Raw genomic sequence first — 13,551 nt, 5'->3', positions numbered from 1 at the left:
AGACGTTTACTATGAATTAAAAGAAAAGTTACTGAGAGAAGGAGACGGAAAAATTGCTTAAAAAAATCATTACCGTATTAATGGCAATTACTTTTGCATTAGCAAACTTACCAACAGGGCAGCAAGCTGAAGCATCGAATACATATACATTTATGAAAGCAAATTATAATGAAACCGAAGATAAGAAAGGGAATATCACACGAACAATAAAAAGTGTCACATTAAAAAACAGCGCAGGGAAAACCGCAACATTTAACCTTGCGAATACGCAGAAATACTATATTAATAATACGCTGACAACAATTGCAGGGTTTAAAGCAGGCATGAGTGTCACGATTAAATTAAACTTAGGCAAAATTACAGAAATGCGTGGTTCTACAAATGTAGAAGGCGGTTCAATCGTCGAAAACAGCAAACAAGTAACCGGTGCTGTGACACAGATTGATCCGAACGGTTTGCAGCTTCGTGTGAAAATCGATGGCTCTTCAACGAAAAATTATACAGTGACAAATAATACGGAAGTGTTCAAAGGAAACTCATCGGTAGATTTAAGCACACTTTATGTAGGAGATCGTGTCCGCTTAAAATTTGCAACAGCCAATACTTCCCGAATCGCTGAAATTACGATTATGAGCACAGCCAATATGGTGACGGAATTATATAAAGCAGATTTAAATACGGTTAATACAAACAAAAATTCGCTAAATGTTAAAAATGCACATCCTTTACTAAACTGGCGCTTTGGAACAGTAAGAACGAAAACACAGGCTACATTCAATTTTACAAACAATACAAGCATTTATGTAGGAAATAAAAAAATCTCAAAAAGCCAATTAAAAAAATATAAAAATAGTGAGCTTTATTTTGTAACAAAAACTCAATTCAGCAAAGAAGTAATCGATAAGATTATCGTATTGGCTAAAAATGAGCGTACTTTCTATCAACCTATTACAAGTGTCAATCTTGGTGTGAATACCCTGCAACTAAAAAATTCATTAAAATTAAATTACCATAACGGTTCAATTTTAATCCGCAATGGCCGATTAGTAGAACCTGAAGGCCTTATTGCTCTTGATTTAGCGCAAAAACCAATTTCGACAACGGCATTTGTATTAACGGATGGCTCGACTAAGAGTGATTATGCCCATATCGTTAATATAACAAATGATGCTTATTTAGCACCGAATCTATCTAAATACAAACTTTACTTTGGTCGAATTGATGTGGCGGATTTAGATGCATATGAAGTGGAGTTATCAGACTTACAACGTTTCGATAATCATTTCTGGAATACGGATAATTCCCTTGCATCATTTGCTTACAGTAATTCAACAATCGCATCAGAACTGGATGGAACAAATCAATTTAAAGTCATTCCGGAACTGGATCTCGATTTATATGATAATTATACAAATTCACCAAATCCATATTACGGATATTTCTTTGTAAATGATGGTCACATTGAGGGCATTCATTTTGTGCCAAATGAGAAACTCGCTACGTTAACATTAACTGGCCGTGTAAGTTCGATTAATCTGAATACGAAAAAGATATCTGTTGTTAACAGCAGCCAGTGGAGCAAAGACGGTCACTGGAGCTACCGATTCGGTTCACTTTCACTCGACCTATCAAAAGCGATGGTTATTAAAGATGGGGAAGTAATCGATATTGCTGATATTAATAAGGCAGATCATGTAACAGCGATTGCACGTTCAACATCAGAAGTTTATGTATTATTAGTAAACTAATTAAAAAGGCATGCGGGACAAGTTTCTCGCATGCCATTTAAACAAAAGTGAATTTAAAAGAAAAGAGGGACGAATTTGTGAGAAAGAAACTTTGCTTCACCTTCCTATTGGCATGCTCATTTTTTCTGATGCTGCTCCCTTCATCAAGTTCCGCACAATCTATTGATTTAACAGGCGGTATAAAAAACGAATATGAGTATGAAGAATACTTTTTCTTAACAGGAAAACCGATTAAATTTACGGGCACAAATAAAAATGCAACGATTTCAACAAGAGAATCTAAAGGCAAGTTAACTGAGACGTATAAGTTTACGTTGGCTGGACCAAATGGAGAGAAGCTGACGCGGAATTTTACGTATACATACGACGTTACAAACTATGACCAAGTAGGGCAAAGTTCGGCAACGGGTGAGGTTACAAAATTTACCGAAAAAATTACAGTTGGCGAAAGAACATTTACATTGGCGGATTACCAGCTTTCTAAAAGTACGATTACAGACAAGCGTCCGGCATCCGACTACTATTCAGGAAATGCGATTGCCCGCAAAACATATACCGAAACGACAGGCCGAGGCAAGAGCGCTGTTACAAAAACGATAACAGTACATGCAGATAGCCGAAATGAAGGATATGAAAATTTCTGGGGAGCTACTGAAACACAAATTACGGATTTCGAGATTGAATTTGATGACGGGACGATCGGTACAGTGAAAAATAAAGTATCTACATCCAAATCACGAACATTGGAATATAACGAAAACGATGCATCTTTATCAAGTTTTAACGGTAACTATAAAACGATTAGCTCTGCCGATTCGCTTTCGGAATACGAATACGATTTGCCTGATAGCGAAGGAACCGTCGCAAGCAATATCGATTATATGCCGAAACTGGAAATGCTGAAAATTCCTAAATTCCGTGATTTATCTTCCAACTGGGCACGCGAGCAAATTGAAAAACTGTATTCACTGGGCATATTGGATGACCAATCCAACTTCTACTCACCAAATACACCTGTACAGCGCTTTGATTTTGCAATCGCAATTGGTAAAGCAATTGATCTGCGTGTATTGGAAGAAACGAACCGTAAGAAGACACAGCCTTCTATTTTTAAAGACGTGAAACGTACAGTAAAGGATTACAATTACTTAGTGGCAACGGTCGATAAAGGAGTTATTAAAGGGAAAAATCCTACGACATTTGATCCGGATGGTTTTTTAACACGCCAGCAGGCAGCGACAATTTTAGTGCGCGCACTTGGGCTGGAAGGAAAAGCACCTGATCCTGGCTATTCTACAGACTATAGAGATGATTACAAAATTACGGATTATGCACGCGATGCAATTTATGTTGCAACACAGTTAGGATTAATGTCAGGCAGCGACGGTTATTTCAATCCGAAAGCAACACTGACACGTGCACAGTCTTCTGCGATTATTGAACGATTTTTACGTTATTTAGAAGCCGATCTAAAAGAGAATTACCGAGACAATATTCTGTTCTTTAACTAAGGGGTTGCAAACATGAGTAAAATGAAGAAACTAATGGCCATGCTGCTCTGTTGTCTTCTAGTATTTTCCGTGGTATTTCCGTTCGGTGCTACGGAAACGGAAGCCGCAAGCAAGCAAATTACGGATATAGCGAGTAAAAATTCGAAATATAAAGCAGCCAAATGGACAATAGATAATGATTATTTACAGTTGTATAAAGGCAATAAATTCCAGTCCGGGACACTCGTAATGGAATGGCAGATGCTGCAGTTTTTAGCAAAGATGGACAAAAACTATCATTTCAATACAAATGATAAAGATATGCTCTATGAATACTATGGTGACTTGAATATTCCTTTATATGGAGTGAATAATAAATCAAAGCGCAATGCCAATATTTCACGCGGCCACTTTGCAAGGCTATATGCGGCGGTAAATGGCCTTGATTTATCCGAGACGCAGGCAGTCAGATATTTATATATGAACGAGATTACAACAGGTACAACCGGGAAACGCACATATGAAGACTATAAGCCGACACGCAACATTAATCGCGGTGATATGGCGGTCTTCATGTACCGCATCAATCAGCAGGGGAAATTGGCAATCGAAGGTCTGGCAAGTACACCTGCCGGCAAAGACAATAATAAAATTACATTACCGGTGAACTTTGTTGAGAGTAAAAACGGTACTGTGACGATTCCGACAACACCAGGTAAAAACACGGATGATAAAGCGACACGTCCGGATGTTTATAAAGCGGTTAAAAAAATTAATGTAGAAAACGAAGAGCTTACAGCAAACGGTGTTGATTCAACTTTAATTACAATTGATTTGCGCGATAGTTACGGCAATGACATTTCTTATGATGAATCATTGGCATTTAAAGTGACTTCAAAAGCCGGGGCAAAAGTATCCGAAACGAATACAAGTACAAGCGGTCAATCAACAACGGTTTATACCGATGGACCACAGCTTAGCGTATATGTAACGGCTCCTGCTTTAACGAAGTCAGTAGTCGATACAATTCGCTTTGAGATGATTAATCCATCAGAAAAGTATTACACATACAAAAATCAGGTTATTGAAGCGTCTGTTCGCTATGTGCCAAAAGCGGAACTTCGTATTACTTATGAAGTGTTTGATCCAGAACAGACGGAGTGGAATGGTGGAACTGTTGATCCCGGAGTAAGACCATTACCTGCATTACCTTCAGGTGTTGTAGGGACAACAACAGTACCATTTACACAAAACGGGGTTATTACAATTTCAGATTACGATCCCGATTTAAAAGTGATGACTGGATCTAAATGGGAAAACTATACAACTGCTGACGGGAAACTGACACAAGGACAGGTTACTTCCAAGGAAATTCAATACGGGAATGCGGACCTGAAGCTGGAAGGTCAGATTATTTCGGTTTGGCTGTTCGAACAAATTCTCGACTATATGATTGAAGGACCAAAAGAGGAATCTTCCTGGGGCGGTCTTGGCAATGCTAAAGTAATGTACACGGTCAACAATGAGGGACGTGCCACATATGATTTGCAAGGAGTTATGAGTGAAGAAGATACTGAAGCATTCGATTCAATGCTCCATGCGGTGATTATTTATTTGACAGACAAGTTTTTACCGATTGCTGACCAGGTGACATTAGCGCATGAAGAATCGGTTGAGGTCATTAAGGCCATGTATGATCGTTTAGGTCAAATCGACAAAAACTTATTGCGAAAAGATTATGCGGACGTAATCGGGAAGCTGGAAGGTGCCGTTGCGAAAATTAAAGTATTGCTTGCAGGAAAAGAACTGCAGCAACGCCCGGATGGAATGGACCGTTATACGAAAGTAATCGTCAACCTTGTCGCGCCAGGCGGGGTAATTATTACCGACTATAAAGGAACGGTGGAAGTTACATTTAACGGCAAAACACGTGTCGTATCATTTGATACAAATACGAAAGACTATAATAATGGCACAGGCAGCCGCGGATCTGCTGTAGTATACTTTGACGATATTTTATACGGTAAAGCTCAAGTTAAGGCACGCTTGATCGATTTAGATCCACGTTATGAAAAAGTCGTTCAAAGTCTGAAAAATACAACGGTCTCTGAACAAATTTTTGCCAATCCGCGCTATGAAAACAATTTATGTTCTATTGAATCGGAAGTAATGTTCGTCGTAGACCACTCAGGCTCGATGAAAGCACGAGATGCAAAAAATTATACAGCGAATAAAGTGAAGCAAACGATAAAACAAATCGGAGCAAACCCAAGTCATGTGTATCGGTTCAATAATCGTCCAAATCATGAAGCGACAGATAAAGCGGATGTTGTTTCAAGTATCGATAGCTTATTAACGTATAAAAATGAAAACCGCTCGACAAATATTGTAAAGGCTCTTGAAACAGCAATCGGTAATTTCACGACGAACCAATATACAAGTAAAGCCATTGTCCTTGTGACAGACGGTTATTCAAACAGTAATGGGCTCGAAAAAGTGCTGAATGATGCCAAAAAGAAAGGCATTGCAATCCATACAGTATCGGTTGGATCATATACAACGGTAAATGAAAAACTACTGAAAGATATTTCTTCCGAAACAAAAGGCACATATCAAAATATTACATCGATTGAAAACTTGCACAGCTCCTTACAGGCGATCATTACAACGATTTTATGTAAAACACCTGCTATGAACAATAGTTGTCTAGTAGGAGATACAATCTTTAACAATACCGATGTGCGTATCGAAACATCAAAAGTAACCATTTTGGCGGATGTGAATACAGGTTGCGACAATGTAGAAGGTGTACGCGTTGTATTTATTTCACCGAGTGGAGATGTTAAATACGACTTGCCGGCACGAGGCTCTTCGCGCTATATGCATCGACCGAACCTTTATGAGTTCCCGGAATTTGATTTGTATGTAGAAGTGGAATTCCAGGCACTCGATGCAACAGGAAACATTATCGGGACTAAAATTCATAATATGTGACAAAATAGAGGCTCACTCATAAAGTGAGCTTCTTTTTTTGTTTGAATGATTGAAATCTGTGTCGAACTTTGTTAAACTTACATTAGAATAATTCTAATTTAACAATTCAACATCCTTTTACGAAAATACTTCATCTTGCGCTGTTTGTGACAAGATGTATTTTTCTGAAGATAGGGTATAGATACTAAGATTTAAACATCCATTGACAATTTAAAAGTTGTTTTTGGATTTAAATAAGTACGTTTAGTAAATACTTTCAAAGCATGTTCACAAACTAATCTGGAATCATGCTGTCATTATGTTACAATAAAATCAATGAATTAGAACGTGTGAGGTGTGGGGGTTCATGCATACATTAGTAGTAGGCCTGAATTATAAAACAGCGCCAGTAGAAATTCGTGAAAAGCTCTCGTTTATCGAATCGGATCTTCCGAATGCTATGGAAGCGCTACAAAAACAAAAAAGCATATTGGAAAATGTAATCATCTCTACTTGTAACCGTACTGAAATTTATGCGGTTGTTGATCAATTACACACTGGTCGCTATTATATTAAACAATTTTTAGCGAACTGGTTTAACATACCGATGGAACAGTTTGAGGATCACTTATTCATCCGTGAAGAAGATGAGTCATTAAACCATTTATTCCGTGTTACGGCTGGTATTGATTCCATGGTGCTTGGGGAAACGCAAATTTTAGGACAAGTAAAGAAAAGTTTTTTACAAGGTCAGGAAATTGGTACAACTGGTACAGTGTACAACCAATTATTTAAACAGGCCGTAACATTCGCAAAACGTGCCCATAGTGAAACAGCAATTGGAGAAAATGCTGTTTCTGTATCTTATGCTGCCGTGGAGCTTGCCAAAAAAATCTTTGGTTCATTAAAAGATAAGCATGTAGCCATTTTAGGTGCCGGTAAAATGGGTGAGCTTGCAATTCAAAACCTATACGGTAATGGTGTAGGAAAAGTAACGGTGATTAACCGTACATTTGAAAAAGCCCAAAACTTGGCATCGAAGTTTGATGGAGATGCGAAAGCAATGAATGAGCTGCAATGTACGCTGCTTGAAGCGGATATTTTAATCAGTTCAACTGGGGCAACAGACTATGTCATCGACCAGGACTTGATGAAAGATGTAGCGAAATTCCGTAAAGGCGATCCGTTATTTATGGTCGATATTGCGGTACCGCGTGATTTAGATCCGCTTATCGGCGATGTGCCTAATGTATTCCTTTACGATATTGATGATCTTCAAGGAATTGTACAAGCAAACTTGGCTGAGCGTGAACGTGCGGCAAATGAAATTACGGCGATGATTCAAGAGGAAATTATTCAATTTAAAGATTGGTTTAATACACTTGGTGTCGTGCCTGTTATTTCTGCTTTGCGCAAAAAAGCGGCAACTATTCAAGAAGAAACAATGATGAGTATCGAAAACAAAATGCCTAATTTAACAGAGCGCGAACGTAAAATTTTAAACAAGCATACAAAATCGATTATTAATCAGCTATTGAAAACGCCGATTCTACAAGCAAAAGAACTTGCGAACGAGAAAAATGCGGAAGCACAGCTTGCATTATTCCAGCAAATCTTCGGTATTGAAGACGAAGTGCAGCAAGAAGTACAGCAATTACGCCCGGAAGTAAAAAGCAGTGAAACAGCAAAAGAGGTAACTTTAAAACCAGGTTTCTCTTATTAATTGAACAATAGCCAATAGACATTGAGCCTTATTGAAGCACTTTATTCAAATAAATCATAAGCGTTTTCGTATCTATATGGTAAAATTATAGATAGCGAAAGCGCTTTTTTAGTAAGTTTCCATCAGGAGAAGGTGCATATGACAGAAATGGTAATGACAAGATTATACGAGCTCATGATCATTCTCTATGGGCTCTGTATCGTACTTTATTTTACAGACTACCTTTACAAAAATATAAAATTCAGACGTGTAGCCTTCTGGTTTGTTTCCATCGTCTGGGTGCTGCAAACTCTATTTATCGTCTTATTTATCATTGAAACGAAACGATTTCCGATATTGTCATTGTATGAAGGGGTATTCTTTTATGCATGGCTCTTAACGACACTTTCAATCATCCTTCATTGTATTGTACGGGTTGATTTACCGGTGTTTTTTATTAACGTATTGAGCTTTGTATTTATGACAATTCACTTATTTGCACCGGAAACTAATGATCAGATTGTCGGTGATTCATTAGTTTCGGAAATGCTGTTAATCCATATTAGTTTTGCGATTGTGTCATACGCCGCTTTTTCGGTTGCGTTTGTCTTCTCGCTGCTGTATTTAATTTTATATCGCATATTAAAGCAAAAAAAGTTTACGAATTTATGGTCACGATTGCCAAGTTTACAGCAAATGGTTAAGTGGATTAATTTATCGACTATTATTGGTATTCCATTGCTATTAATAAGTTTAATTTTAGGGTTAGAATGGGCATTTTTAACATTAGAGAATGTTTCCGTTTTCGATGTGAAAATTTTAGGCTCGTTTATTGTATCGATTGTTTACTTAATTATTTTTTTGCTGCATCGGAAAGGGAAATTAATCGGCATGGTATATGCACAGGTGCATATTTATTTATTTTTACTCGTTGTCATTAATTTCTTCCTCGGCAGCAAATTATCAAATTTCCATCTGTGGGTTTAACAGAATAGAAAGGTCGGAGTAACGTGAGAAAAATTATTGTAGGATCTCGAAAAAGTAAATTAGCATTAACACAAACTAACTGGTTTATTAATGAGTTGAAAGAAGCTGGCGTACCATTTGATTTTGAAATCAAGGAAATTGTAACAAAAGGCGACCGCATCTTAGATGTACAGCTTTCTAAAGTTGGCGGTAAAGGTCTATTCGTTAAAGAGATCGAACAAGCTCTATTTGATAAAGAAATCGACTTTGCTGTGCATTCGATGAAAGATATGCCTGCCGTATTGCCTGAAGGGCTGATCATTGGCTGTATTCCTACACGCGAAGATGCGCGTGATGCTTTCATTTCAAATGGTCATGTGAAATTTGCCGACCTGCCAAAAGGTGCAATCGTTGGTACGAGTTCTTTACGTCGTAGCGCACAGTTATTACAAACACGTCCGGACCTTGAAATTAAGTGGATTCGCGGAAATGTCGATACACGTCTGAAAAAACTGGAAACAGAAGATTTCGATGCGATTATTTTAGCGGCAGCAGGGCTAAAACGACTTGGCTGGAGCGATGAAGTTGTAACGGAATACTTAGATACAGATATTTGCCTTCCAGCTGTTGCGCAAGGTTCATTAGGGATTGAATGCCGTGCGGATGATGCGGAGCTGCTTGAGCAACTGGCAAAATTAACAGATGCTACAACATGGGCTACAGCACATGCCGAGCGTTCGTTTTTAGCTGCAATGGATGGTGGCTGCCAAGTGCCGATTGCCGGCTATGCAACAGTAGATGGTGATACTATTACTTTAACAGGTTTAGTGGCAGCACCGGATGCTTCTGTAACGTATAAGGAAACATTAACAGGGACTGACGCGGATGCAGTTGGTAAAGCAGTTGCAGCAAAATTAACTGAGCAAGGTGCCTTTGACTTAATTCAAAAAGTAAAGGCTGAGTTAGATGCCGAGTAATGCACTCTTAGGGAAAACATTAATTATTACAGGCTCTGCGGTTTTAAGGTCCGTAGAGCAATTGATTGAGCAACATGACGGGAAAGTTTATAATTATCCATTAATCGAAACAGTAGAAAAGGTTTCTAAGGAAGATGAATTCTATTTTCGTGAATTACATGCATATCATTGGCTCATTTTTACGAGCCAAAATGCGGTGAAAAGCTTTATCGATAAATGTATACGGCATGAACAGACGATTCCGGCCACAATGAAAATTGCGGCTGTCGGTGAAAAGACAGCTGCTTTATTGCAGGAGCACGGCTATGAAATTCATTTTATGCCAACTGTCTACAGTGCTGATGTATTTGTGAAAGAATTTACGATGGAGCCAGGTGAACGTGCATTATTTGTACGCGGAACGATGGCGAAAAAGACGATTCATGAAGGTACTGGAGCGGATGAATGGACCGTTTATGAAACACGTCCGTGCAGGAAATATTTTTCGCAGTTAACACAGTGCCTGCTGACAGAAAAACATCCGATTGTAATATTCGCCAGTCCTTCTGCGGTAGATATTTATGCTGAGCATATTGTGCCGCATGTAGATTGGCAAAATGTGAAATTTGCATCGATTGGTCATGTAACAACCGCAGCCCTTGAAAAATACGGGGTTCAGCCTATGGTGCAACCGAAAATCTATACGATGCATGCTGTAATTGAACAGCTCATCCTGGAGGAACAGACAAAATGACAGAACTATATTTCCAACGTCACCGTCGCTTACGTCAAAATGCAGCGATGCGTGCACTCGTAAAAGAAACATACCTACAAAAAGAAGACCTTATTTATCCGTTGTTTATTATTGAAGGCGAAAATATTAAAAACCCTGTAAGTTCGATGCCGGGCGTGTTCCAATTATCTTTAGATAACTTGGCTGCTGAAGTGGATGAAATTGTAGACTTAGGCATTCGTGCGGTATTACTTTTCGGAATTCCTAAAGAAAAGGATGCAGTCGGTACCGGAGCTTTCCATGATCACGGTATCGTACAGGAAGCGACACGTTTAATTAAAGAACGTCATCCAGAGCTTCTAGTCGTAGCAGATACTTGCTTATGTGAATTTACGGACCACGGTCATTGTGGTGTCATTGAAGGCGATCAAGTGTTGAATGATCCATCACTTGATGTGTTGGCGCGTACAGCAATTTCTCAAGCGAAAGCCGGTGCTGATATTATTGCACCATCAAACATGATGGACGGGTTTGTAACGGCGATTCGTGCAGGATTGGATTCAGCAGGCTTCCAACATATTCCGATTATGTCTTATGCGGTGAAATACGCTTCAAGCTATTACGGACCATTCCGTGAAGCTGCAGAAGGAGCACCACAGTTCGGTGACCGCAAAACGTATCAAATGGATCCTTCCAATCGAATGGAAGCGATTCGCGAAGCAACTTCGGACGTTGAAGAAGGTGCAGATTTCCTAATCGTGAAACCGGCATTAGCGTATATGGATATTATCCGTGATGTGAAAAACAGCTTCCCGTTACCTGTTGTGGCGTATAATGTATCAGGCGAATATTCAATGGTAAAAGCAGCTGCACAAAATGGCTGGATCGATGAAAAAGCGGTTGTGCTGGAAACATTATTAGGTATGAAGCGTGCAGGTTCCGATTTAATCATTACTTATCATGCAAAAGACGTCTGTCGTTGGTTGGAGGAAAAATAATATGCGTAGTTATGAAAAGTCAAAAGCAGCATTTACGGAAGCGGTTGATTTAATGCCAGGAGGAGTAAACTCTCCTGTACGTGCATTTAAATCTGTAAACTTGGATCCGATATTTATGGATTCGGGCAAAGGTGCAGTAATTAAAGATATTGATGGCAATGAATATATTGACTATGTTTTATCATGGGGTCCGTTAATTTTAGGACATGCACACCCGGAAGTTGTTTCGGCTATTCAGGATCAGGCAGCTAAAGGCGCATCATTCGGTGCACCTACTGTTTCAGAAAACAAATTGGCGAAGCTTGTAATGGACCGTTTGCCGTCAGTGGAAATGATTCGTTTTGTATCATCAGGCACAGAAGCAACAATGTCTGCACTTCGCTTAGCGCGAGGATTTACTGGACGCGATAAAATTTTAAAATTTGAAGGTTCATATCACGGTCATGGGGATTCACTGCTGATTAAAGCAGGTTCGGGTGTAGCGACACTTGGTTTACCTGACTCACCGGGTGTTCCGGCTGATATTGCCAAAAATACATTAACGGTTGCTTATAATGATCTGGAATCAGCAAAATTAGTATTCGAAAAATTCGGCGCTGATTTAGCTGCAGTTATTTTAGAACCGGTTGCCGGCAATATGGGTGTTGTGCCGCCACAGCCAGGTTTCCTTGAAGGGCTGCGTAAACTGACAGAAGAGAATGGAACGGTTTTAATTTTCGATGAAGTTATGACAGGCTTCCGTGTAGACTATGGCTGTGCCCAGGAATATTACGGAATTAAACCTGATCTTACTTGTTTAGGTAAGGTAATCGGCGGAGGTTTACCGGTTGGTGCATTTGGCGGAAAGCGCGAAATTATGGAGAAAATCGCTCCGGCAGGTCCGATTTACCAAGCAGGTACATTATCAGGTAATCCGCTTGCAATGACAGCAGGCTATGAAACACTAAGCCGCCTGAACAAAGACTCATATGAGTACTTCCGCAAACTAGGAGATCAGTTGGAAGAAGGTTTCCGTGCGGCAGCGACGAAATACAATATTCCACATACAGTGAATCGTGCAGGGTCGATGATCGGTTTCTTCTTTACAAACGAAGATGTAATCGATTTTGAATCTGCGAAAAGTTCGGATTTAGAGTTATTTGCAGAATACTTCAAGCTAATGGCCGAAGAAGGAATTTTCCTGCCACCATCACAATTTGAAGGACTATTTATTTCAACGGCGCATACAGAGGAACATATCGCTAAAACAGTTCAGGCATTCCATAATGTCTTTGAAAAATTAGCGAGACAATCTCATAAATAAATCATAAATTCCCTTTCTATGCATAATGTAAGCGTAGGGAGGGGATTTTTTATGCAACAGTGGGAAATGAAAGAGACATTTACATTTCCAAAGCAATTAGGAAATGTTCAAGAGAATTCTAAAATAGTAGTAGAACCGAAATGGCATGAAGAGATTAGCGAAGATTCCGTCGTAGTAAGAGGAATTTATGTAGTAAAAGGAAATATTCAATTTGATCATGTAGCACGCGAGGATGAAATTGAGGAAGGTATCTATATCGAGCATATGGATATTGAAAAAGATCATGGTTATTTCGAATACGCCCTGCCTTTTTCAGTAGATTTTCCGAACGATGACATTGAAGCTGTTTCACTTCGCATAAATGATATTAAAGTGGAGCCGAATAATGGCTATTGCTCATGTAGTTGGGCAGTCCATTGTGATGTGGAAAAGAAAGTACAAGCAATTGCTGAAGTAGAGGAGCCGGCACCAGTTGAAGAAATCGTTGTTGAACAACCTGTAGAAGAAGTACAACCCCGACTTCAAGCGGAAAAAGAGGTAGAATCAACGCAGATGGCCCAAACCGTTCCCCATGAGCTTGATTTCCTGGAACAGTTGGCAGATGCATATAGTCGCGTGCAAATACAATTGAAAAAATAAATAAATGTTCCGTAAGAATTGAAGCTTACGGAACATTTTTTTG

At 39.2% G+C, this 13,551-nt stretch carries 10 protein-coding genes; all 10 read left to right on the top strand.

Annotated elements, in window-relative coordinates; genetic code table 11:
• Positions 1-53: 53 nt before the first annotated feature.
• The 10 genes from AC0VXV_RS13185 (at position 54) to AC0VXV_RS13140 (ending at position 13,508) form a co-directional block, all read left to right on the top strand.
• A complete protein-coding gene (locus AC0VXV_RS13185; protein ID WP_475528632.1) occupies positions 54-1,748 on the top strand; it encodes a phosphate ABC transporter ATPase in 1,695 nt (564 codons plus the stop codon).
• Between the two features lie 77 nt (positions 1,749-1,825).
• The gene (locus tag AC0VXV_RS13180; RefSeq protein WP_475528631.1) at positions 1,826-3,259 is read left to right on the top strand and encodes an S-layer homology domain-containing protein; all 1,434 of its coding nucleotides are present in this window, start codon (positions 1,826-1,828) and stop codon (positions 3,257-3,259) included.
• A 12-nt stretch (positions 3,260-3,271) separates the two neighbouring features.
• Complete coding sequence (locus AC0VXV_RS13175; RefSeq protein ID WP_475528630.1) at positions 3,272-6,232, top strand: vWA domain-containing protein; 2,961 nt, start codon at positions 3,272-3,274, stop codon at positions 6,230-6,232.
• Positions 6,233-6,578: 346 nt separating this feature from the next.
• The gene (gene hemA / locus AC0VXV_RS13170; protein ID WP_475528629.1) at positions 6,579-7,934 is read left to right on the top strand and encodes a glutamyl-tRNA reductase; all 1,356 of its coding nucleotides are present in this window, start codon (positions 6,579-6,581) and stop codon (positions 7,932-7,934) included.
• Between the two features lie 138 nt (positions 7,935-8,072).
• Positions 8,073-8,900, top strand: coding sequence for a cytochrome c biogenesis protein CcsA (gene ccsA / locus AC0VXV_RS13165; protein WP_475528628.1), 828 nt, complete (start codon positions 8,073-8,075; stop codon positions 8,898-8,900).
• A gap of 23 nt (positions 8,901-8,923) precedes the next feature.
• Positions 8,924-9,856, top strand: coding sequence for a hydroxymethylbilane synthase (hemC, locus tag AC0VXV_RS13160; protein WP_475528627.1), 933 nt, complete (start codon positions 8,924-8,926; stop codon positions 9,854-9,856).
• Positions 9,846-10,589, top strand: coding sequence for a uroporphyrinogen-III synthase (locus AC0VXV_RS13155; protein ID WP_475528626.1), 744 nt, complete (start codon positions 9,846-9,848; stop codon positions 10,587-10,589). Before hemC ends, AC0VXV_RS13155 begins: the two co-directional genes overlap by 11 nt.
• Entirely contained in the window at positions 10,586-11,566 is a 981-nt protein-coding gene (gene hemB, locus AC0VXV_RS13150; RefSeq protein WP_251686642.1) for a porphobilinogen synthase, read from the top strand. The genes AC0VXV_RS13155 and hemB overlap by 4 nt, the downstream gene beginning before the upstream one ends.
• A gap of 1 nt (position 11,567) precedes the next feature.
• On the top strand, positions 11,568-12,869 hold the full coding sequence (gene hemL, locus AC0VXV_RS13145; protein WP_475528624.1) for a glutamate-1-semialdehyde 2,1-aminomutase: 1,302 nt from the start codon (positions 11,568-11,570) through the stop codon (positions 12,867-12,869).
• A gap of 51 nt (positions 12,870-12,920) precedes the next feature.
• Positions 12,921-13,508, top strand: coding sequence for an alanine racemase (locus tag AC0VXV_RS13140; RefSeq protein ID WP_475528623.1), 588 nt, complete (start codon positions 12,921-12,923; stop codon positions 13,506-13,508).
• Positions 13,509-13,551: the final 43 nt, after the last annotated feature.

Source organism: Solibacillus sp. iso_87 (assembly GCF_056173085.1).
Note: the sequence above shows the minus strand (reverse complement) of the source record. Positions and strands in the feature narration are given on the sequence as shown.

Bases quoted from the DNA above. Each gene is read 5' to 3' on its own strand.
- AC0VXV_RS13140 (WP_475528623.1), top strand. From the start codon at position 12,921: ATGCAACAGTGGGAAATGAAAGAGACATTTACATTTCCAAAGCAATTA.
- AC0VXV_RS13155 (WP_475528626.1), top strand. From the start codon at position 9,846: ATGCCGAGTAATGCACTCTTAGGGAAAACATTAATTATTACAGGCTCT.
- AC0VXV_RS13175 (WP_475528630.1), top strand. From the start codon at position 3,272: ATGAGTAAAATGAAGAAACTAATGGCCATGCTGCTCTGTTGTCTTCTA.
- hemA (WP_475528629.1), top strand. From the start codon at position 6,579: ATGCATACATTAGTAGTAGGCCTGAATTATAAAACAGCGCCAGTAGAA.
- ccsA (WP_475528628.1), top strand. From the start codon at position 8,073: ATGACAGAAATGGTAATGACAAGATTATACGAGCTCATGATCATTCTC.
- hemB (WP_251686642.1), top strand. From the start codon at position 10,586: ATGACAGAACTATATTTCCAACGTCACCGTCGCTTACGTCAAAATGCA.
- hemL (WP_475528624.1), top strand. From the start codon at position 11,568: ATGCGTAGTTATGAAAAGTCAAAAGCAGCATTTACGGAAGCGGTTGAT.